This is a genomic window from Syntrophaceae bacterium, from assembly GCA_013177795.1.
GTDB lineage: Bacteria > Desulfobacterota > Syntrophia > Syntrophales > UBA2192 > UBA2192.
In genome coordinates, this window is record JABLXY010000002.1 from 825,441 (window position 1) to 847,728 (window position 22,288).

The window sequence follows — 22,288 nt, forward strand, 5'->3', positions numbered from 1 at the left end:
GCAACCGCCGGAAATCTGCTAGATTCGGCACGGTTGAGGCATGCCGGTACCGCGATGACCAGACTCTGCAGAGCGATCCTTTCCGCAACCCTGCTCCTGACAGGGCTCATGGCGGCCCCTGCCTGGGGTCTCGTCTACGTCTCCAACATCCGCCACTGGGCGGCGCCGGATTACACGCGCGTCGTCATCGACACGAGCGACGAGACGGCCTATGCCGTCGCGAAGGAGGGCCGGCGGCTGACCCTGACGGTGAAGAACGCCGACATCGCAGAGGACGTGCCCCTGCAGAGCTTCCTGAACAAGCCCGGCATCGAGAAGATCGACGTCACCGCCCTGCCCGACGAGAGCGTGCGCATCGAGATCACCCTCTCGCAGGACGTGGAGGCGAAGGTCTTCAAGCTCAAGAAGTTCCTCGACAAGCCCCACCGCATCGTCATCGACCTTCAATTCCCCGAGGTCGAGGAGAAGGAGAGCCTCAGCCGCCAGGAGGTCAAGAGGCTCCAGAAGGCGAGGATCGTGGTCATCGACGCGGGGCACGGCGGCGAAGACCCCGGCGCCATCGGCAAGATGGGCACGCGGGAGAAGGACGTCGTTCTCAAGATCGCCAGGAAACTCCGGGACAACCTCAACCGGCGCGAGGGTTACCGGGCCTTCCTGACCCGCACGGGCGACTACTACGTGCCGTTCAAGAAGCGGCTCAAGATCGCCCGGGACTACGGGGCCGACGTCTTCGTCAGCATCCACGCCGACGCGGTGCGCAACCGCACGATCCGCGGGGGGTCGGTCTACATCCTCTCCGCGGGCGGCGCGACGAACGAGGCGGCGAGGCTGCTGGCCCGCAAGGAGAACCTCGCAGACGTCATCGGCGGCTGGGCGGGCGACGATGCGATCGACGACAGCGACGTCATCACCCTCGACATGGTGATGACCAACACGATCAACCGCTCCCGCGAGCTCGCGCATCTGACCCTGCGGAGCATGTCGGACATCAACACCCTCAAGTTCAGCCAGGTCCAGGGGGCGCCCTTCCGCGTCCTGAAGCTCCCGGAGATCCCCTCGGTGCTCGTCGAGACGGCCTACATCTCGAACCCCGTCGAGGAGAAGCTGCTGCGGACGCCGGCCTTCCAGGACGAAATGGCAGCCGCCATCGCGAAGGCCATCGTGCAGTTCGTCCCCAACGGGCAGCCGCCGGCACCCGTGCAGCTCGCCCGGGACGAGGAGAGGGCGGTCCCCGCCGCCAGGAAGGAGCCGGCGGCCGATCCGCCGCGCCAGCGGGAGGGCCGTGCCGCCGGGAAGGTGGGGGAGGACGACGCGCCTGCGGTGAAGAAGGCGTCGAAAGCCACGGCCGGTGAGGAGCGGAAGGGCGCTGCCGCCGACCCGGCCCGCGCGAGAAAAAACGGGACGCTCACCTACCGCGTGAAAAAGGGCGACACGCTCGAGAAGATCGCGGCGGCGCACGGCGCGACGGCGGTCGAGATCGCCAGGCTCAACAACTTGAGGCTCAAGGACCCCCTCTGGGTGGACCGCAAGCTCAAGATCCCGGCGCCCCCGGCCAAGGAGGAGGACAAGCCGCAGCCCGAGACCGTCCAATACCGCGTGAAGAAGGGCGACACGCTCGAGGGAATCGCCCTGCAGCACCACACGACGGTGCGCGCCATACGGACCCTGAACCGCCTGAAGGCCGGCGAGCAGCCGGCGGCCGGCCGCGCGCTCCGGGTGCCCGTCGGGAAGCCCGACGAGGAGCTGGCCGCCGAGCCCGCCCCGGCGGCCAAAGGGGCGGCCGCGAGGAAGCCGCCCGCCGCCGGGCAGGCGCAGAAGACGACGACCTACAGGGTCCGCAAGGGCGACACGCTGGAGAAGATCGCGGCCCGTCACGACACGACGGCGGCCGAACTTGCCAGGCTCAACAACCTCAAGCCGAAGGACCCCCTCTACGTGGACCGCAGGCTGAAGGTTCCCGCCGTCGAGAAGGAAAAGGGCAGGGACGCCCCGGCGGAGAGAAAAACGGCGAAGGCCAAGAGGAACACGACCTACACGGTCCGCAAGGGGGACACCCTCGAGAAGATCGCCGCGAAGCACAACACCACGATTGCGGCCCTGATGAAGGCCAACAAGATCAAGCTCCACGACCCCCTGTACGTGAACCGGAAGCTGATCATTCCGCCGGAGGAGGATATTTAAACCCTTCGAAGAGCAGCAGGGCCGTCCTTCCGTTCGGCGGGGCCCTCCGGGGCCGAAGGTCCGAGCGCCCCGGATTGGGTTTGATTTTCCCCGTGCCCTCTGATAGAAGGGTCAGTGATCGAATCTCGTTCGGGTTCTTTTGCCATCCAGCCCTTTGCGGAGGAATGACGATGGAAAAAGAAAAGCAGTTGGAGAAGCTGACAGTCAAGGAACTCAGGGAGATGGCCCTGGAGATGGGAGGCATCACCGGGGTCACGGCGATGAAGAAGGAGGAGCTGATCGCCGCCATCCGGGCGGCCAAGGGCCTCCCGGTGAAGCAGACCCGGGAAAGGCCCGTGGACACGGTTTTGGAGATCAAGAGGCGGATCCGGGAATGCCGGGCGCAGCGCGAGGAACTCCGCGGGGCGGGCAGACGCGCAGACGCCTCGCGGCTCAACAGGAAGATCAGCCGCCTGAAGAAGAAGACGAGAAGGCTCGCGCGCAAGGCGGCCGGAAAGGCGGCGGAGAAGCCGGCGTAGGGGAACGGCCATGTTCGTCGGGCGGCGCATGTCGCGAAGCGTCGTGACGGTGAGTCCGGACGCAAGCGTCCTCCAGGTCCGCAACCTCCTGCGCGAGAAGAACATCAACCAGGTCCCCGTGGTCGAGGGACGGCGCGTCGTGGGGATCATCACCGACGGCGACATCCGCAAGAACTCGGCGTCCCCGGCGAGCACCCTCTCCGTGCACGAGCTCAACTACCTGCTCTCGGAGATGAGGGCGGGCGACATCATGACGCGCAACCCCGTCACGGTGGGCCCGGAGACGCCGATCGAGGAAGCCGCGCTGATCCTCAACCGGCGCCGGATCGGCTGCCTGCCCGTCGTCCGGGACGCCGAGCTCATCGGCATCATCACGACATGCGACATGCTCAATGTCCTGCTCGAGGTCATGGGCATGGGCACGGAGAGCGCGCGGATCGAGCTGACGCTGCCCAGCGACATGGGTGAGATGGGCCGCATCGCGGAGATCGTCCGGGGGCTGGGGCTCTCGATCATCTCCATGGTCTCCACCGTCAACCGTGCCGATCCGGCCACGCGCTTCGCCGTGATCCGGGTGAACGCCGTTGACGCCCGCGAACTCTGCGCGGCGCTGCGCGGTGCGGGATACAAGGTCACGACGAAGTACGAGGACCCTTGATCACCGGGCCGGGAAGGTTTCGGGGCTGAAGGCAACCTCAGGAGGCTTTCGGCCCTTTTTTTGTTACGGCGAATCCATGAAAGGTGAAATCTGATTCGTATGAGCAACGAGAATCTCGAGAGCAAGCGATGGGTCATCGCCATCGCGGGTGTCGTGATCATGACGATCCTGGGCACGGTGTACGCCTGGTCCGTCTTCGTCAAACCCATCGTGGCCGCGCAGGGATGGGACATGGCCGTCGTGTCGCGGGTCTTCATGCTGATCATCGGCACGATCGGCGTCTCCGCGGCCTTCGGCGGCATGCTCGTGGACAGGAAGGGGCCGAAATTCGTCGCCCTCCTGGGATCCCTGCTCTACGGCATCGGCGTGCTGCTGGGCGGTGTGGCGCTTCACACGGGCAATATCTGGATTCTCTTCTTCGGCTACGGCCTCGTCGCCGGCGTGGGCAACGGGCTTGCCTACGTGGTGCCCATCGCCACCCTGATCCGCTGGTTTCCCGACAGGCGCGGGTTCATCACGGGACTGGCGGTCATGGGCTTCGGCCTCGGCGCCTTCTTCATCGGCATGATCGTGCCGGGCCTGATCAATCAAATCGGCGTGGCCAACGCGTTCCTGGTCCTGGGGGTCATTTATCTGGTCTGTAATCTGCTGGCGGCCGTGACCCTGCGAAACCCGCCCGCCGGATGGCTTCCCGAAGGCTTCACGCCCCCGGCCAGCACGGTCAGCGCGGCCGATTCGTTCAGCTGGACGGAAGCCCGCAGGACACCGCAGTGGTACATGATCTGGGGCATGCTCTTCCTGAATGTCACCGCCGGCATGGGGCTTCTGTCCAAGCTTTCGCCCATGGCGCAGGAAGTCATCCGGGTCGCCCGCAGTATCGACGATCCGGCCAAGCTCGCCGTCCTGGGAGGGTACATCCTGGCCTGGGCCTCCGTGTTCAACGGTCTCGGGCGCCTGTTCTGGGCTGCCGTCTCCGACATGATCGGCCGCAAGAACGTGTTCCTGGTCATGTTTCTCTCGCAGGCGATTCTCTACGTGACGCTGCCGCAGATCGACAGCGTCCTGATGTTCACCGTCATTGCCTGCTACCTGCTTTCCTGTCTCGGCGGGGGGTTTGCCGTCATGCCCGCTTTCGCGGCGGATTCGTTCGGCCCGACCTTTATCGGCAAGGTCTACGGCTTCGTCCTGACGGCATGGGGTGCAGCCGGTGTCGTGGGGGGGTTTGTGTTCGCGCAGTTTGACAAGACGCAGTCCCTCTACACCGCGGCCGCCTGTCTGTCGCTGGGCTTCATCATCACCCTGATGTTCAGGCGGCCCAAGCACGTATCCTATTACAAGCTGGGCAGCACCCCCTGAACCGGGCGCAATACGTCGTTGCCCTTCATGGCAGGGGTCCGCGGGACGGGGCAATCGGGAAGGGCGCAGCCGGCCGGCGAGGCATGCCGGTCATCTCGTCATGTAGAGAAACAGCAGGAACAGCAGTGCGAAAAACAAAAACCCGTATGCCGAGAGTACCGGGCGGATCTTCATCTGCTATTTCTTGACGAAATACCGGTGCAGCGCGTTGATGAGGGACGATACCTCGGACGCCGCCGGGGATTTCGCACCGGCAGGGGCGGTCTCGAAGTACCGGATGAGGGCGCGCACGATGGCCTTTTCCTCGTGCGCGCGCTCCTTCTTGGGCGAAGCGGAGGGTAAATCTGGAGTCGGCATGTCATTCTCCTGACCCGATCAGATTACCCCTTTATCTCTCGGCCAAAGAGTGCACGTTTCCCGCGAAGAAGGCAATTCGACGAAAGTATGAATTTTGCCTACGAACGGAGTATGAGACGGGCCTAATCCGTTCGGGGGACGCCGGTGACGAATTGGACAAACCCGGGGCCGCCGGTGGGCGGCGAGGCAGAAAAAAGGCGGGCGCCGAGCCCGCCTTTTCTTTTTCCGCGAACGAACCAACGAACTAATGAACTAACGAACTAACGAACTAAGGAACTAAGGAACTAAGGAACTAAGGAACTTTCTTCATACCGCCTCGATCCTGCACGCGCAGACCTTCAGCTCCGGGATCTTGCAGACCGGGTCGAGGGCCGGGTTCGTGAGCCTGTTGACGGGCGACTCCCGGAAGTGGAAGTTCATGAAGATCGTCCCCTCGGGGGCCCGGTCCGTCACCGCGGCCTTCACCTCGACGGCGCCGCGCCGCGAGCTGACCTTCACCCGGCTGCCGTCGGCGATCCCGAACTTCGCCGCGTCCTTGGGGTTGATCTCCGCGAGGCTCTCGGGGAAGCGCTCGTTGGCGCCCCGCGAGCGGCGGGTCATCGTGCCCGTGTGGTAGTGGTACAGCACGCGCCCCGTCGTGAGGTACAGCGGGTAGTCCGGGTCGGGCACCTCGTCGGGCGGGACGAACTCGATGGGCGCGAAGGCCCCGAGGCCGCGCGTGAAGCGGTCGCGGTGCAGGTACTTCGTCCCCGGGTGGTCGGTGTTGGGGCAGGGCCACTGGATGCCCTGGCGGCTGATGCGCTCGTAGGTGATCCCGGCGTAGCTGGGCGTGACCCGGCGGATCTCGTCCCAGACGTCGCGGGGCTTGCCGTACCGCATGGGGTATCCCATCCGGGTCGAGAGGTCGGCGATGATCTCCCAGTCGGTGCGCGCCTCCCCGGGCGGCTCGACGGCCTTGCGGACGCGCTGCACGCGCCGCTCCGTGTTCGTGAAGGTGCCCCCCTTCTCGGCGAAGCAGGCCGAGGGCAGGACCACGTGGGCCAGCTCCGCCGTCTCCGTCAGGAAGATGTCCTGGACGACGAAGAGATCGAGCTTCCTGAGCGACTCCTCCAGGTGGTGAAGGTCCGGGTCGGAGAGCATCATGTTCTCGCCCATGCAGTACAGGGCCTTGAGCCTGCCCTCGCCGGCCGCCCGGGACATCTCGACGACGGTGAGCCCCGGCTTGGGCGAAAGCTTTGCGCCCCAGGCTTCCTCGAACCTCGCCCTCGCCTCGTCGGCGCCCACGTTCTGGTAGGCGGGGAAGACATTGGGCAGGCAGCCCATGTCGCAGGCGCCCTGGACGTTGTTCTGGCCGCGCAGGGGGTTGATGCCGCAGGACTCGTAGCCCACCTTGCCGCAGAGCATGGCGAGGTTGGCCAGCGAGCGGACGTTGTCGGTGCCTGTCTTGTGCTGGGTGATGCCCATGGCGTAGAGGATGGTCGCCTTCGGGGCCGCGGCGTACATCCGGGCGGCGTCCCTGAGCTGGCCGGCCGGGATCCCCGTGATGGACTCGACGTGCTCCGGCGTGTACTTCATCACGACCTTGCGGACCTCCTCGAAGCCCTCCGTGCGCTTCTCCACATACTCCTTGGCGTAGAGGCCCTCGGTGATGATGACGTGCATCATGCCGTTGATCCAGGCCACGTCCGTGCCCGGTTTGGGCCGCAGGAACAGGGTGGAGTACTTTGCCAGCGGGATCTCGCGGGGCTCGATGACGATGAGCCGGGCGCCGTGCCTGCGGACGGCCCGCTTGACGTACATCCCCACGATGGGGTGGTTCTCCGTCGTGTTGGACCCCGTCACGAGGATCACGTCGGCCTGCTCGATCTCCTCGATGGAATTCGTCATGGCTCCGCTGCCGAAGGAGGCGGCCAGACCGGCCACCGTGGAGCTGTGTCAGAGCCGCGCGCAGTGATCGACGTTGTTGGTGCCGACCGCCGCCCGCATGAACTTCTGGAAGATGTAGTTGTCCTCGTTGGTGACGCGGGCCGAGGCGAGCCCCCCGATGGCGTCCGGGCCGTGCTTGGCCTTGATGTCCTTCAGCCTGCCGGCGATGAAGTCGAGCGCCTCGTCCCAGGAGGCCCGCTCGAGCTTTCCGTTCCGGCGGATCAGAGGAGTCGTCAGCCGGTCGGGGCTGTGGATGAACTCGTTGGCGAAGCGGCCCTTCACGCAGAGGCTGCCCCAGTTGGGGGCGCCGTGGCCCCGGTCCGCGGTGGTCTTGACGACCTTGCCGTTGATGACGTTGAGTTCCAGCTGGCAGCCCACGCCGCAGTACGTGCAGGTGGTGCGGACCTTTTCGAGCTCCCAAGGGCGCCCCTGGAAGCGGCCCTGCCTGTTGATGATCGCCCCCGTGGGGCAGTCCTGCATGCACTCGCCGCAGAAGACGCAGGAGGACTCGATGTAGTCCGCGTCGAAGGCGGGCCCGACCTTCATGCGGCTTCCGCGCAGGGAGAAGTCGAGCACCTCGTTGACCTGGATCTCGTTGCAGGCCCGGATGCAGCGCCCGCAGAGCACGCACTTGTTGAGGTCGCGGAAGATCATCGAGTTGGAACTGTCCACGGGGTAACCGGGCGGGGTGATCTCGAAGCGGGGTTTCTCGATGCCGAACCGGTAGACGAGGTCCTGCAGCTCGCACTCGCCGTTCGCCTCGCACTGCAGGCAGTTGTGGTCGCCCGAGGCCCAGAGCATCTCCACGATCATCTTCCGGGCTTCGGTGACCCGCGGGGTGTCGGTCCGGATCACCATGCCGGGGCTGGCCGGCATGGAGCAGGAAGCCACGAGGTTTCTCGCGCCCTCCTGCTCGACGACGCAGACGCGGCAGGCGCCCACGAGGGTCGTGGCGGGGAAGTAGCAGAGCGTGGGGATGAAGATCCCGTTCTTTCTGGCTACATCGAGAATGGTCTGCCCGGCGGTTGCCCGGCACTCCTTGCCGTTGATGAACATGCTGAACTGGGTTTCCATGTTGACCTTTCCCGCCGCAGGCCGGCCCGGCCGGTCTGACCGCAGGGCCTGTGCCCGCAGGCTCTTTTTTTCGTTTATCCCATGGGGGTTATGGCCGTCACGCGCTTCAGCAGCGAGCCCCGCGCGCCGCCTCCCAGGGTGATGTCCGAGACCACGACGCGGCCCGCCATGACGGTTCTCTCGACGAGAAGCCGCGACTCCCGCAGCCCCCAGGCGCTGTGGATGGCGTATGCCCTGCCGTCGATCGTGCCCAGGTAGACCATGATGTGCCCGGGCATGTACAGCAGGGCCGGCCGGCTGCCGAGCCCGTTCAGGATCTTGATCTTCTCGGCCTCGGACAGGGCCGCGGTTTCCTTTCTGCCTGCCGGGTTGAAGGCGGCCTGGCGCCGGCTGTTGCGGGGCATGGTGAACCCGAAGGTCGAGAAGACGTCCATGACGAAGCGGGAGCAGTCGCGCCCGTCAAACAGGTCGCCCCAGCCGTAGGGGTGCCCCTCGAGCTTGAAGAGCTGCCTGTAGAGGTTGCGGGCCGTGTAGGGCAGATAACCGACGCTCACGTCCGCGTCGGGGCGCACGTAGCCTGTTGCGAACCGCACCCCGCCGTCGGGCGCACGCCAGGGCAGGGTGACGGCGTAGTGGTGCCTCGCCTTCTCCGCGAGGGGGAGCCTCGTCCCCATCGGGATCGACACAGCGTGTGTCGAGAACCCCCGGTCGGCGTAGACGGGGATCATCCCCCCCGTTGCGACGAGGGGGGCGGATCGCATGAAGGATTCGATGGACGGCCTGTCGCCCACGGCGATCGCCGCCGAGGGGACCCAGCCCATCGTGTAGGTTGTCCGGACGAAAGCCCAGGTCCCGTCGGCCGTCCGGTGCAAAATGGCGACGGGGTTTCCGCACTCCAGCACGGAGTACTGAAACCGGTCGAATTCGTTGGCAAAGGGCCGCTCGTAGAAGGCCTCATTCGTGGGGAGCCTCCGCAGGCTTGTGCGCGCGGTCACGAGCCCCCAGGCGGGCCGGATGACGGGGGGCACCGGCCCGACGGACGTCTCGATGCGGTCGTAGAAGGCCGCCGTGATGGGCCGGTTGGTGTGGTCGTAGCCCTTCGACTGCCGCGATTCGGCCAGGACGTCTGCGATCGCCTTTCGCACGATGATGCCGTCGAGCGGGTCCGGGACTGACAGGACGTCCGACAGCTCCGTTTCCGGGAAGTTGAGGGCTGCGCGGTTCATCGCCTCGATCCCCTCGGGGCTGAGGATAGGCCGGTCGGGGTCGGGGTGCCTGGCGATCCAGAAATCGGCCTTTTCCTGCCCCGGCTGCACGCCCGGCAGGGGGGCCGGGGCCGTCTCCCACACCTCGGCGGCGCACGGCGTGGTCGCGAGCGCGATGAGAATGAGAGCAAGAATGAGGTTCCGGCGTTTTTTCATGGTCCCCAGCCTGTCCGTTCACTGTTTGGCACTTCGGTCGGCGCCCGACGGTCCGACCTTCTCACCTTCTCAAATTCTTCTTCAGCGGAGCGGGTACTCCGACAGCTTCACGAACCTGAACCCCTTCTCCCTCAGCAGGGGCACGGCGTCCATCACCCCGGCCGCCGTGCCGCTCCGGGGCTGGTTCATGTGCAGGATGACGATGTCCCCGTGTCCGGCCTTCAGCAGGGCATCCCTCACTTTCTCCCGCGGCCACGTCGCCCCTGCATCGCCCAGCACGGTGTAGTTGACCACCTCGTAGCCCAGCTCGCCTGCCACCGTCACGGCCACCTCGTCACAGTACGCCGTGCCGGGCCGGTAGAATTTCGGCCTCTGTCCCGTGGCGGCCTCGATCTTGCGGCCGTTTTTCTCGATCTCGTCGACCAGCTCCGCGACGCTGCCCGTCCCCCGGATGCCGTAGGCCGACCTGCCGTTGACGGAGCAGGGCCTGTGCGCAAGGCCGTGGTTGCCGATCTCGAAAAGGGGGTCGGCGGCCAGCTTCCGGAACAGGGCGGCGTTGGCGTCGATCCAGCTTCCGCTCACGAACAGGGTGGCGGGGATCTTTTCCCTCTGCAGATACTCGATGAGGGCCGTGTCGGCGCGGCCTCCCCGCGGGCCCCCGCAGGCATCGAGGGTCAGCGCGATGACCGGCTCGGCCGTGTCGAGGCGCGTCCGGACGCCCTCAACCCGCTCGCCCCACTCCCGGGGGGCCTTGTCCCGGTAGGCGGCGACGATCTGTCTCTTCCTGATCTGCTCGGGACTCGGCGCAGCCTTCGCTGCCGGGGATTTCGGTACCGGCGGGGCCTCGAAGGCGGGGGGCGGGACGGGCGCCTCTGCCGCGGGGTGTCTCACTTTTTTCCGTATCGCAGGCGCGGCGGGCGCTGTCTGGGCGGAAGGCGTCGCATCCCGCACGATCGCCCCTCTCGAGGAGGGCTGATCCTGCTCGGAAGCCGACACGGTGATGGGAACGAAAAGGAGGAACGCAGCGATCAGGAACGCTGGCTTCATGCAGTGCTTTGCCTTTCCCGGCGGTCACGCCGTGAGAGGCGGCATTCTACCAGAAAAATGTCCCCGGCTTAAGCCCTATTTTCGGGAGCCCCGCCCCGTCGAGTCAGAAGAAAGTATGAGGCCTGCTCCCGCCCGCTCATACTTCCGTCGTAAAGAAACAGCCCTTTTTCTCACCCGAAAGTGGGCCCCCGAAATGGTACTCCCGCCGGATTGCCCTGATCTTTCCGCCCGTGGATAATCATTCCCGGCGCCGGGGCATTGCCCGGCGGGGGCGGACCGGGTCCCCGGGGGGAATCGGCCGCTTTTGAAGGCGTGGGACGGTGTTTTTTCACAGGCGGGGTTTTTCTCTTGATTTTTTTGACACGGTTTTCTTTAATCCGTACTGGATTCACCTCCTTCCACAGGGCAGGCAGCCATGCCCGCCTCAGGATGAACACCTTGACCGGGGAGGGGCGGTCGGGGCTGTTCCGTTTCTTCTCATGAGCCCCATTGCCGCGGCACCGGAGGGCCACGTCAGCCTGCGCCCGTCCGGGCTCTGCTCACCGGGAGGGTATTGTGCAATGGATACGACCACGGTTCTGCTGTTCAGTCTGACGGCACTCGTCCTGCTGTCACTCGGGTATCTTGCGTACATCACGCGCAAACCGATCAAGTAGAGGGGACGGGTGCGGGTGCCGGCCGGACGCACGGGACCCGTCGATGAAGGGATGCGGCCCGTCCGGAGGAAGAGGGCCGCGCACGGTGTTTTGCCGGTTGACCCGCTGGCCTGCAAAAATCGGCCACCCGGGGGGCTGGATTGTCCGTCATCGTCCCTGCGGCGGCGCAGCGGTTGAAGCGGAAGGGGATTCCATGGACAGCTACGAAATCCAGTTTGCCATACTGCTGGCCCTGATCGTCATCATCGCGCAGCTGTGTTACGTCATGAACAGGCTGCATCACCTGCTGAGAAATGCGCGGGCGATCAGGGGGACGGCAGCGGAGGTGCTGAAGAAGTTGGAATCGAAGGAATTCGCTCGATGGTGGTTTGAAAAATAGGATTGCGCGAAATCTCGAAATCATTTGCAGCGCCCGGCATGCTCTGCCGGGCGCTTCGTTTGACCGCTTTCTCCGGCGATGTCATTGCCGCCTTTTCCTCAGGAGACTGTGTCACAATCGGGAAATGGAACGAAATTTTGTCATGCCCGCGAAGCCTGTCCTCGCGGAAGCGGGGAGCGGGCATCCAGAGGTTCCTGAACATGCTGGATTCCGCATCGCGCTTCGCTTGTGCGGAATGACAGAATAGGCATTGCAACACAGTCTCTGCATCCTACGGGGCGACCTCTCCCCGGCGGGTGATGACAGCCTCTTCCACGGGGACGTTCTTGCCGGCACGGTGCGCCGCCTCGGTCACGATGGGCAGCAGGGAGGAGCAGCAGGGCACCTCCATCCGGAGGACCTTGACGCTCCGGATGTCGTTGGCCCGGAAGATGTCGGTGAAGCGCTGCAGGTACTCGGCCTTGTCGTCGAACTTCGGGCAGCCCAGCAGCAGCACGCGGCCCTCGAGGAAGTCGCGGTGGAATTCGGCGTAGGCCGCGGGCACGCAGTCGGCCGCCACCAGCAGGTCGCCGTCCTTCAGGAAGGGCGCCGTCGGCGGGATCAGACGGATCTGGACGGGCCAGTGGGACAGGGCCGAACCGGACGGCCCGGCGGCCCCAGCCGGCCGGGTCTTCTTCGGGCCCGGGGCGAAGGTTTGCAGGGTCGCCGACGGGCAGCCGCACGCCGCAGAGTCGATGGCAGGGGGCGCCTTCTTCATCTCTGTCTTGGCCAGGTGCGCGTGCACGGCCCTCTCGTCGAAGGCATCGGCCTCGCGCTCGACGATCCTGAGGGCCCCCGTCGGGCACTCGCCCAGGCAGGCGCCCAGGCCGTCGCAGAACATGTCCTTCACGAGCCTGGCCTTGCCGTTGACGATCTCGATGGCCCCCTCCGCGCAGGCCGGGACGCAGAGGCCGCAGCCATTGCAGAGCTCTTCGCTGATCTCGATGATGGGTCGCTTCGCTTTCATATCCTTGTTTTCCCGAACCCCCCATCCTCCCCCTTTTTCAGAGGGGGAGGGATGAGGGGGCGTTGTGCATTATCCCAGAATCGCCTTGAGGTCCGCCTCGGGGGTCGTGATCGGCTTGATGCCGAAGTTCTTCACGAGCACGTCGAGCACGCCCGGCGTGATGAAGGCCGGCAGCGACGGGCCCAGGCGGATGTCCTTGATCCCCAGGTAGAGCAGGGTCAGCAGGATGGCGGCCGCCTTCTGCTCGTACCAGGAGAGGACCATCGACAGGGGAAGCTCGTTGACGCCCACGCCGAAGGCCTTCGAGAGGGCCAGGGCGATCTGGACGGCCGAGTAGGCGTCGTTGCACTGGCCGATGTCGAGCAGCCTCGGGATGCCGCCGATGGCGCCGAGCTCCTTGTCGAAGAAGCGGAACTTCCCGCAGGCCAGGGTCAGCACGACGCAGTCCGCGGGCACCTGCTCGACGAACTGCGTGTAGTAGTTGCGGCCGGGCTTGGCGCCGTCGCAGCCGGCTACCAGGAAGAAGTGCCGGATCTTCTTTCCCTTCACGGCCTCGATGACCTGGCCGGCCACGCCCATGACGGCGTTGCGGGCGAAGCCCACCATGACGGACTTCCCGGCGCCGTCCGCCGTGAAGCCCGGGAGCTCGAGGGCCCGCCGGATGACCGGGCCGAAGTCGCGATCCGAGATGTGCGGAATGCCGGGCCATCCCACGAGGCCCGTCGTGAAGATGTTGTCCCTGTAGGCCGGCTGGGGGCGCTGGATGCAGTTGGTCGTCATCAGGATCGCGCCGGGGAACTCGGCGAACTCCTTCGCCTGGTTCTGCCAGGCCGTGCCGTAATGACCCGCCAGGTGGCCGTATTTCTTGAGCCCGGGGTAGCCGTGGCTCGGGAGCATCTCGCCGTGCGTGTAGATGTTGATCCCCGTGCCCTCGGTCTGCCGGAGCAGTGCCTCCAGGTCCTTCAGGTCGTGGCCGGAGACCAGGATGGCCTTTCCCCTCTTCGCGCCCAGGGACACGGACGTGGGCACCGGGTGGCCGTAGGCGCCCGTGTTGGCCGCATCGAGCAGCTCCATCGTGCGCAGGTTCATCTCGCCGCACTTGAGAACGAGCCCCAAGGCCGCCTCGAGGGTGATCTTGCCGTCGGCCAGCGAGGCCAGCGCCTCGTGGACGAAGGCGAAGACGGCCGGGTCCTCCTGGCCGAGGATCTGGGCGTGGTCCGCGTAGGCCGCGATGCCCTTGGTGCCGAAGAGCAGGGTGTGCTTGAGAGAGAGGATGTCGGCGCTTGCCGCCGGGTAGGATTGCAGCCCGGCGTTTTCGCCCTGGGCGACGAGTCCCTCGAGGGTGCCGGCGGGCTTGAAGGCAAGCGCATCGGCGGCAGGGTCGAGGCGTCCGCCGGCGGCCTTCACCTTGCCGATGAGGCTGTCGCGGGTTTTCACGGCCTGCCCGATGAGGCTCACGAAGCGCTCCGCGTCGAAGTTTACGTTGGTCAGGGTCGAGAAGAGCGCCTTGACCGTGAAGACGTCGGCCTCGCGATCGGCGATTCCCATTCTCCTTGCCTCGGTCGCCGCGGTCGAGAGCCCGATGAGTCCGTGGATCAGGAGGTCCTGCAGGGCGGCCACGTCGTGCGGCTTGCCGCAGACGCCCCCCTTCGTGCAGGCCTCGCCCTTCGCCGTTTGCTCGCACTGGTAACAGAACATGGTCAGCCTCCTCGTCTGGGTTGATGCTTGGGTTCGTGTGCCTGGACGTTTTATACGGGAAATCCGGCGGGAATTCCTTGACCGGGGTCAAAAAAAGGAAAAAAGTTGAAAAGGAGCGAAAAACAGTTCATTAGTTCGTTAATTCCTTCGTTCTTGAACCAGGGAACCAACGAACCAAGTGACTGAGGAACCGTATTTTCGTGAACATCCAATCCTTCCTGTCCCGCCTTCCCCTGTTCAGAGGCCTTCCCGAAGAGGACCTGAAGGCCCTTGCGGGCATCGTCCAGGAGCGGTCGTACGCCGCGGGGGAGGCGATCTTTCGGGAAGGCGACCGCGCGGCGGGGCTCAACCTCGTCTTCTCGGGCCGGGTGAAGATCTACAAACTCTCCCCGAACGGCAGGGAGCAGGTCCTGCACGTCATGGGGCCCGGCGAGCCCTTCGCCGAGGTCCCCGTCTTCCAGGGGGGCCACTACCCGGCGAGCGCCGGGGCCATCGAGGCGAGCCGCGTGCTCTTCATCCCCCGTGACGGCCTCACCGACATGATCCGGAAGAACCCGGCCCTGGCCCTGGACATGCTGGCGGTGCTTGCGCGGCGCCTGAGGGAATTCGCCGCCGCGATCGAGAACCTTTCATTGCGCGGCGTGCCGGAGCGGCTCTCGGCCTACCTGCTGCACGTCAGCGACCAGGAGAAGGGGGCGGCCGAATTCGAGCTGGGCATCAAGAAGGGGCTGCTGGCCAACCTGCTCGGGACGACGGGGGAGTCGGTCTCCCGGGTGTTCGCGAAGATGGCGCAGGCCGGGATCCTCCGCGTGCAGGGGAGGAGAATCGCCATCCTCGACCGCAGGGCGCTGGCCGACGTGGCCGCGGCGAGGCGGACACTGGACTGAGGTGGGCGCCATGGACCTCCGCTACGGACTCGACGACCGTCCTCCGCCCCTGGAGCGGGTCCTCCTGGGCCTGCAGTGGTTCGCCATCGCCGTCCCCTCCATCATCATCATCGGCAAGATCATCTGCACCGTCGGGCCCGCCGGTGCCTGCGACCCCATCGTGTACCTGCAGAAGATGTTCTTCGTCGCCGCCCTGTTCATGCTCGTCCAGATCTTCCGGGGGCACGGCCTGCCGCTCATCGTCGGCCCGTCGACGGTGATCCTCATCGGGATCCTGTCGAGCCCCGGCGCGCGGCCGCAGGCGCTCCACACGGCGATCCTCCTGGGCGGCCTGCTGCTCGCCATCCTGGCCTGGACGGGCCTCTTCGGGAAGATCCGCGAACTCTTCACCCGGCGCGTCGTGGCCGTCGTGCTGCTGCTCATTGCCTTCACCCTGACGCCGACGATCATCCGGCTGATCACCGGCGGGGGCGCCGAGCCGCGCGCGAGCATCCTGTTCGCGTTCGTCATGAGCCTTGCGATGCTGGTCCTGTACCGGCTGCTGGGCGGCGTCTGGCGCTCGACGCTGATCCTCACCGCCACGGTGGCGGGCACCGTCGCCTGGCATTTCCTCTTCCCCGCCGCGGCCGCCGGCGGGCCCGCCGCCCCCGCTGCGCTTCTCTCTTCGTTCTTCAGGGGCTTCACGACGGAGCTCGCCTTCGACCCCGGGCTGCTGGCGGCGTTCCTCGTCTGCTTTCTCGCCCTGGCCGTCAACGACATCGGCTCCATCGAGTCGATGAGCGTCTTCGTGAGCGGGGGCGACCGGGGCGGGAGGCTCCGCAGGGGCATCCTGGTGACGGGGCTGACGAACATGGCCGCGGGCTTTCTCGGCATCGTGGGCCAGGTCAACTACTCCCTGAGCCCGGGGGTCGTCGCCTCCTCGAGGTGCCTGTCGCGCCACGCGCTGGTGCCGGCGGCGCTCCTGATGCTGGCCGTCGCGTTCTCGCCTGCCGCCATTTCCGTCATGGAGGCCGTGCCGCCCGTCGTGGTGGGCAGCGCGATGCTCTACATCCTCTGCGCCCAGATGGCCGCGGGGATCATGATGCTGACGGAGGGCGAAGGGGCCGGGGGCCTCAACGGCGGCCTCGTGGTGGGAATCCCGCTGCTCGTTGCCGTCGTGGTGGCCTTCCTGCCCGCGGGCATCGTCGAGGCATGGCCGCCCGTCATCCGGCCCGTGGCGGGCAACAGCTTCGTCATGGGCGTGCTGGCGGTTCTCTTCCTGGAGCACGGCCTGTTCCGGGCTGACGGCAAGCCGGGTGCCCCGGGCGAGCGGAAGGGGGGTCGCACATGACCGCACTGCTGACGGCCGCCGCCGTGTACGGGCTCTCCGCCGGGTTCTCGCCCGGCCCGCTGCTCGCGCTGGTCATCGCGCAGTCGATCCGGTTCGGCTTCCGGGAAGGCGCCAAGGCCGCCCTGGCGCCCCTGGTGACGGATGTGCCCATCATCCTGCTGTCCGTGCTGGTCCTGCTGCCCTTTGCGGCCGACCGCGCGGTCCTCGGGTACCTCTCGCTGGCGGGTGCCCTGTTCGTCATGTACCTTGCCGGCAACTGCGCGAGGGCCAGGCCCCCGGAGGCGGGCGGGGCCGGCGAGAGCCCGAGGTCGCTGCTTCGCGGTGCGGCCGTCAACGCCCTCAACCCGCACCCCTACCTGTTCTGGCTGACGGTCGGCGGACCCACGGTCATCCGGGCCTGGGCCGAGAGCCCCGGGGCCGCCGCGGCCTTCGTGGTGGTGTTCAGCGCGTGCCTCGTCGGGTCCAAGCTGATCGTGGCCGCCCTCGCCGGGCGGTCGAGGGGCCTGCTGGCCGGCAGGGCCTACGGCATCGTGATGCGGGCCCTGGGCCTGGCGCTTCTCGTCTTCGCCCTGCTGCTGCTGCGGGACGGGCTCGCCCTGTCGGGGCTCCTCGGGCATTCCTGACTGTCACCCGGCCCCGGAGTGTGATATAGGGGAGCCTCAATTTCCAAGGAAAGCCGGTGTGCCATGAAATTCTTCCAGTCGAACCGAGAGAAGTACTATGACCTCTTCGAAGAGCTGGCCGACAAGCTCGAGGAGGGGGTGAAGCTGTTCACCGAGATCATCGGCAACTACGCGTATTCGGAGTACAAGGTGGGCAAGCTCAAGGAGATCGAGCACGAGGCCGACTACATCACCCACCAGGTCTACAAGAGGATGCACAAGGTGTTTCTCGCGCCGATGGACCGGGAGGACATCTTCCAGCTGGCCAACAAGATGGACAGCATTCTCGACGAGGTCGAATCCGCCGCCGTGCGGATGTACCTGTTCCGGATGAAGGCGCCCGCGCCAGAGCTCGTGAAGATCACGGCGATTCTCGGCGAGGCGGTCGCGAAGATCCGCAAGGTTGTCTTCTCCGTGCGGAAGAAGCAGGATGCGTCGCTGATCCTCGCGCTGTGCGTGGAGATCAACACGCTCGAGAACGAGGCCGATCAGCTCCACCGGGCGGCCATGGTGCGGCTCTTCGAGGAGGAGAAGGACGCGATCGAGCTCATCAAGGTGAAGGACATCATCGGGCGGATCGAAAACGCCGTCGACAACTGCGAAGACGTCTCCAACATCATCGAAGGCATCGTCCTCAAATACAGCTAAGATCGGGGACGTTGTTTACTAATTAGAATAACTCGTGTTGGCTTGGATTGGGACAGGAGGGGCCAGTTGCCGAGAAGGGCAAGATTAGACGCGGACGGTGCCATTCATCACGTCATCGTCCGCGGGATCGAGCAGAGGCGGATCTTCGACGACGACGGGGACCGGGGAAATTTCATCTCGCGGTTGGCGTCTGTCGCGGTGGAGACGGAGACGACAATCTATGCCTGGGCATTGCTTCCCAATCACGCTCATTTGCTTATCCGCAGCGGACCGCATGGGATATCAAAATTCATGCGGCGTCTTCTAACGGGGTATGCCGTCTATTACAACCGAAGGCACGAAAGGCACGGTTATCTGTTCCAAAACCGATACAAGTCCATTCTTTGCGAAGAAGAACCCTATTTCAAAGAGTTGATCCGATACATCCACCTCAACCCGCTCCGGGCGGGACTGGTCGACAGCCTTTCCGCTTTAGATACCTACCCCTGGTGCGGGCACGCATATGTGATCAATCGAAGCCAGTACCCCTGGCATGATGTTTCTTTCGTATTGTCTCGGTTCGGCGAGAAAAGGGGAGAGGCTCGTCGGCGATATCAGGAGTTTCTCAAGAGCGGAATTCGGGATGAGGCCGTGGGCAGAGGAAGCAGCAATTGGCGATCGGACTGGAGTTTGTTGGATTGGTTGAGGAATTCGCAGCCTGGCGGCGGACAGGAGACATCTGGTGATGGACGCATCCTTGGCGGGGAGATGTTTGCCCGAGGTATGTGGCGGGAGAAGAATCAGCCGTTACCGGATACAGCAGCGGCAACGGCAATTATAGGCAGCGCCTGTGAGAAGACCGGCGTCAATGTCGCGGAACTGTTGTCAGGCAGTCGGCGCGCTGAAGTGGCGAAACTGCGCGAGCGGTTGGCGCGCCAGCTCATCGTGTTACCCGGGATGACGCTTGCGGAAATCGGTCGTCTGCTGGGAGTTACAAAAGCAGCTGTTTATAAGATTTTGGAGAGGAAGGGCTGAGTTATTCTAATTAGTCAACAACGTCCCCAATCTTGAGATGAAGAAGGAAACAAGGCTGAATATCGTCGAGTGCGGCGGGGGGCCCTACGAGATCGGCAGGCAGTGGGGCGAAGGGTGCCGCGAGAATCTCCGCAGGTCGCTGGCCCTGCTCTACGCCGGCCTCGAGCATGGCCCCTTCCGTGTCGGCAAGGCCCAGGTCCGGGATGCGGCCGTGACGTTCATGGCCGCCGCGCGCAATTTCGATCCTTACGGCTTCGAGGTGCTGCGCGGCCAGGCCGAGGGGGCCGGGATGGACCTCGAGGAGGCCCTGGCCCTGCAGTGCACCCTCGAGATCGCCTTCAATTACGACAGGATCATGGGGCTGTGCACGTCCTTCGCCGTGGCGGGGAAGGCGACGGCGGGCGGCGGGGCGATTCTCGGGCAGAACGTCGACTGGCACCCCGACTCGACGCTCGACCTGCTGCGCATCCGTCACGACAGCGGCATCCGCGAGTTCGTGCTGTGCCTCTCCGGCAGCCCCTACTATCATCTGAACTCCGCCGGCATCGGCAACTGCTCAAACCTCACTCTCGGCCCACTGGGCGACATGAAGCACCAGGTGCCGCTCTCCTTCACCATCTCCCGGGCCATGCGCCAGCCCCGTATCGGCTTTGCCCTGGGAATCCTCCGCAGGCAGATGGCCGGCATGGGGTATTTTCACCTGGCCGAGTCCCACGGCGGCATGACGGGCATCGAGGCGGTAACGGGCGATCTCGAATTGATTCTCCCCGAGCGCGACGTTCTCGTCCACGCGAACCACTACGAGACCGAGCGGTTCAAGGCCGGTGACCGGACGGCACAACTGATTCCCGACACCGGCGCGCGGGCCCTGCGGCTGCGCGAGCGGATCGAGGGCGCCTACGGCACGATCACCCCGCAGGCCATGATGGCGATCCTTTCGGACCACGAGGGGCACCCCAACTCGATCTGCCGTCACGTGGACCCGGAAAAACCGCCGGAGCTGGCCTCCCTGTCGAGGGCCTCCTTCGTCATGGTGCCCGCCGAGGGGCGGATGTACATCGCCGCGGGGCCGCCCTGCGAGTACGAGTTCCTGGAGTACAGCCTATGAGAATCGTCGCGCAGGGCCTGGTCATCCTGTTCCTGTGTCTCGCCCACGCGCCTGCCGCTCCGGCCGCCGGCGTCCCGAAGTGCCTGGCGCGGGAGCCCTCTGACACGGTCGAGTACGCGGCGGCGAAGGCAAAGCTCAGCCAGAAGGAGCTGCTGGCGCGGCTGGTCTACGCCGAGGCCCTCTCGACGGGCTTCGGCGACGACTCCCTCGTGCACGAGGCCATCGCCTGGGGCGTCATGAACCGGGTGCGGCTGGCCGAGCGCTCGGAGAGCATGAAAAAATCCTTCGGAAGCGGCATCCGGGGCGTCGTCTTCAAAAAGGGCCAGTTCAACCCCGCCGTCTCGCCGCGGTCCGCCTTCTCGAAGGATTTCCTCTGCCCGAGGGAACCCGCACTCTGGCGTTATGCCCTGGAGGCCGCGGCCAAGGCCATGGCCGGGGAGCGAAACCCCCTGATCCAGACCCCCTGGGAGCACGAGAACGGCCTTTCGCTCGTTGTGAACTTCTACTACCCGAAGTCCGTCCAGGCCAGGGGCCCTTACCCTCCCTGGGAGGGCGGCGGGGCGCTGGAGTTCATCGGCGACGTCATGATCGGCGACAGGCTGCTGCCCGCCGAGCACATCCGCTTCTACCGCCTGGTCCGCCCGCCGGCGGACCTGAAGCCGGGAAAATGAGAGGGATCACGGGGCGCATCCCCGCCGGGCCGCCGTTTGCGGGACGGCTCCGGCGGCCCCATTCATTTGATGGTGGACATCTGCCGCAAATCGTGTGTAAAATTCGGCATGTAAAAGGCGGACAACCCCTGGCCGCCCGATCGACAGACAGCCAGCAGCGAGAGTGCCGATGTACAACGACTTCTACCAGTTCTCGAAGGAGCCCTTCAACATCACCCCGGACCCCGCTTTCCTGTACATGAGCCCCTCGCATCAGGAAGCGATGGCCATGATCGCCTACGGGATTGAAAACCGGAAGGCCTTCATTCTCGTCACGGGCGAGGTCGGCACGGGGAAGACGTCCGTCCTGCGCGCGTTCCTGCAGGATCTCAAGCCGGACAACATCCGCTACGTCTACATCATCAACCCGAACATCACGTTCCGGGAGTTTCTCGAGAAGATCTTCCGGGAGCTGGGGATGGATACGGAAGGGCTCACCACGACGCAGCTGGTGGAAAAACTCCAGCGCGTGCTGGTCGACGAGTACGTGGAGGGCCGCAATTTCGTCGTGGTCATCGACGAGGCCCAGAACATGCCCGTCGAGACGCTCGAGAACATGCGCCTGCTGTCCAACCTCGAGACGTCCACGTACAAGCTGATCCAGATCGTCTTCGCCGCCCCGCCGGAATTCGAGGCCATTCTCGATCATCCCCGGCTGCAGTCGCTCAAGCAGCGCATCGCCGTCCGGGCGAGGATCCTCCCGCTGAGCGCGAAGGAGAGCGAAGAGTACATCCGGCACAGGCTGTCGGTGGCGTCGAAGGGAGGGGATCCCGTCTTCACGGAGAGGGCCGTGAAGATGATCGCGGCACGGGCCAAAGGCATCCCGAGGGTCATCAACATCCTCTGCGACAACGCCCTGGTCACGGGATTGGGGTACCACGAGAAACCCGTGGGCGCGAAGATCGTCCGGGAAGTGATCGCCGATTACCGGTCAGACGCAAAACCGAAAGGAAAGAAGAACCGGAGCCCGGTGTGGGTCCCCGTTGCCGCGTGCCTGGCCGCTCTGCTTCTCGTCGTGCTGGCGTTCATGCTCTACAGGGTGTTCGACGTTCTGGAAGAGCACAAGGCGCAGCTGGCCAGGCTCCGGCAGCCCATCGTGAAAGGCAAGATCGATCCCGCGCTGCGCGAGAGGGCGCTCGCCGGAACGGACAGCCCTGACAGGGGCTCGGCCGGGCCGGCCCCCGCGGACGGGGAGCGCGCGCCCGATCCCTTCGGCGCGCCCGCAAAGGCCGCCGGAGGCCCGGAGGCAGCCGCCGGGCGGTTTCCGCATACCGCTGTTGTGAAGAAGGACGACACCCTCTTCGGGATGACGGTCCGGGCCTATGGTTTCAGCAACGACCGGGTGATGGAGTTCGTCAAGAAGAACAACCCCTCGATCAAGGATGTGAAGCAGATCGAGGTGGGGACCACCATTGTATTCCCGCCGCTCGATGAGTCCCTGAAGGAATCCCCGCGCAAGTGAGCACGCCGCGGCGCTTCCCTTCCGCTGAAAATCCCCCGCAGGGCACCCGGCCCTCCCCAAAACTAGTAAAAAAGTATTAGTTGCTTTCGCCGCGCAAATGTGGTACTGACGGCCGTCAGCTTCAGGCGGACAGCTCGTTTTCGTCAAGATATCCCATGGTTGCGGTAAGGCAAGCTGACATCAGAACGGC

Annotated in this window: 19 protein-coding genes; 13 read left to right on the forward strand and 6 right to left on the reverse strand. The window is 65.4% G+C overall.

The window, feature by feature from the left end:
- The first annotated feature begins 54 nt into the window (after window positions 1–54).
- From HPY67_08905 to HPY67_08920, 4 genes are all read left to right on the forward strand, one after another.
- Entirely contained in the window at window positions 55–2,181 is a 2,127-nt protein-coding gene (locus tag HPY67_08905) for a LysM peptidoglycan-binding domain-containing protein (GenBank protein ID NPV04836.1), read from the forward strand.
- Window positions 2,182–2,351: 170 nt separating this feature from the next.
- Window positions 2,352–2,699 (forward strand): transcription termination factor Rho, encoded by a 348-nt coding sequence (locus HPY67_08910; protein ID NPV04837.1) that lies wholly within the window; start codon window positions 2,352–2,354, stop codon window positions 2,697–2,699.
- A gap of 10 nt (window positions 2,700–2,709) precedes the next feature.
- Window positions 2,710–3,357 (forward strand): CBS domain-containing protein, encoded by a 648-nt coding sequence (locus tag HPY67_08915; GenBank protein ID NPV04838.1) that lies wholly within the window; start codon window positions 2,710–2,712, stop codon window positions 3,355–3,357.
- Between the two features lie 99 nt (window positions 3,358–3,456).
- A complete protein-coding gene (locus tag HPY67_08920) occupies window positions 3,457–4,713 on the forward strand; it encodes an OFA family MFS transporter (protein ID NPV04839.1) in 1,257 nt (418 codons plus the stop codon).
- Window positions 4,714–4,890: 177 nt separating this feature from the next.
- Here HPY67_08920 and HPY67_08925 read toward each other — a convergent pair whose 3' ends face one another.
- The 4 genes from HPY67_08925 to HPY67_08940 form a co-directional block, all read right to left on the reverse strand.
- Complete coding sequence (locus tag HPY67_08925) at window positions 4,891–5,070, reverse strand: hypothetical protein (protein NPV04840.1); 180 nt, start codon at window positions 5,068–5,070, stop codon at window positions 4,891–4,893.
- A 306-nt stretch (window positions 5,071–5,376) separates the two neighbouring features.
- Complete coding sequence (gene fdhF, locus HPY67_08930) at window positions 5,377–8,070, reverse strand: formate dehydrogenase subunit alpha (protein NPV04841.1); 2,694 nt, start codon at window positions 8,068–8,070, stop codon at window positions 5,377–5,379.
- 74 nt (window positions 8,071–8,144) lie between these two features.
- The gene (locus HPY67_08935; GenBank protein ID NPV04842.1) at window positions 8,145–9,491 is read right to left on the reverse strand and encodes a hypothetical protein; all 1,347 of its coding nucleotides are present in this window, start codon (window positions 9,489–9,491) and stop codon (window positions 8,145–8,147) included.
- 81 nt (window positions 9,492–9,572) lie between these two features.
- Window positions 9,573–10,538, reverse strand: a complete 966-nt coding sequence (locus HPY67_08940) for a polysaccharide deacetylase family protein (GenBank protein NPV04843.1) — start codon at window positions 10,536–10,538, stop codon at window positions 9,573–9,575.
- A gap of 849 nt (window positions 10,539–11,387) precedes the next feature.
- On the opposite strand from HPY67_08940, the gene HPY67_08945 reads away from it, so the two are divergent.
- Window positions 11,388–11,573: a hypothetical protein gene (locus tag HPY67_08945; protein NPV04844.1), complete on the forward strand. Its 186-nt coding sequence runs from the start codon at window positions 11,388–11,390 to the stop codon at window positions 11,571–11,573.
- 271 nt (window positions 11,574–11,844) lie between these two features.
- On the opposite strand, the gene HPY67_08950 is transcribed toward HPY67_08945, so the two are convergent.
- Entirely contained in the window at window positions 11,845–12,579 is a 735-nt protein-coding gene (locus HPY67_08950) for a 4Fe-4S binding protein (GenBank protein NPV04845.1), read from the reverse strand.
- A gap of 69 nt (window positions 12,580–12,648) precedes the next feature.
- Window positions 12,649–14,277, reverse strand: a complete 1,629-nt coding sequence (hcp, locus tag HPY67_08955; protein NPV04846.1) for a hydroxylamine reductase — start codon at window positions 14,275–14,277, stop codon at window positions 12,649–12,651.
- A gap of 200 nt (window positions 14,278–14,477) precedes the next feature.
- Here hcp and HPY67_08960 point away from each other — a divergent pair, with 200 nt between their 5' ends.
- From HPY67_08960 to HPY67_08995, 8 genes are all read left to right on the forward strand, one after another.
- Window positions 14,478–15,164, forward strand: a complete 687-nt coding sequence (locus HPY67_08960) for a Crp/Fnr family transcriptional regulator (protein NPV04847.1) — start codon at window positions 14,478–14,480, stop codon at window positions 15,162–15,164.
- 10 nt (window positions 15,165–15,174) lie between these two features.
- The gene (locus HPY67_08965) at window positions 15,175–16,494 is read left to right on the forward strand and encodes a purine/pyrimidine permease (GenBank protein NPV04848.1); all 1,320 of its coding nucleotides are present in this window, start codon (window positions 15,175–15,177) and stop codon (window positions 16,492–16,494) included.
- Window positions 16,491–17,117, forward strand: a complete 627-nt coding sequence (locus HPY67_08970) for a LysE family transporter (GenBank protein ID NPV04849.1) — start codon at window positions 16,491–16,493, stop codon at window positions 17,115–17,117. Before HPY67_08965 ends, HPY67_08970 begins: the two co-directional genes overlap by 4 nt.
- Before the next feature lie 63 nt (window positions 17,118–17,180).
- The gene (locus HPY67_08975) at window positions 17,181–17,804 is read left to right on the forward strand and encodes a DUF47 domain-containing protein (GenBank protein ID NPV04850.1); all 624 of its coding nucleotides are present in this window, start codon (window positions 17,181–17,183) and stop codon (window positions 17,802–17,804) included.
- 66 nt (window positions 17,805–17,870) lie between these two features.
- Entirely contained in the window at window positions 17,871–18,818 is a 948-nt protein-coding gene (locus HPY67_08980) for a hypothetical protein (GenBank protein NPV04851.1), read from the forward strand.
- A gap of 37 nt (window positions 18,819–18,855) precedes the next feature.
- Window positions 18,856–19,926 (forward strand): hypothetical protein, encoded by a 1,071-nt coding sequence (locus HPY67_08985; protein NPV04852.1) that lies wholly within the window; start codon window positions 18,856–18,858, stop codon window positions 19,924–19,926.
- Window positions 19,923–20,597, forward strand: coding sequence for a hypothetical protein (locus HPY67_08990; GenBank protein ID NPV04853.1), 675 nt, complete (start codon window positions 19,923–19,925; stop codon window positions 20,595–20,597). Before HPY67_08985 ends, HPY67_08990 begins: the two co-directional genes overlap by 4 nt.
- Before the next feature lie 169 nt (window positions 20,598–20,766).
- Window positions 20,767–22,098: an AAA family ATPase gene (locus HPY67_08995; protein ID NPV04854.1), complete on the forward strand. Its 1,332-nt coding sequence runs from the start codon at window positions 20,767–20,769 to the stop codon at window positions 22,096–22,098.
- Window positions 22,099–22,288 lie beyond the last annotated feature (190 nt).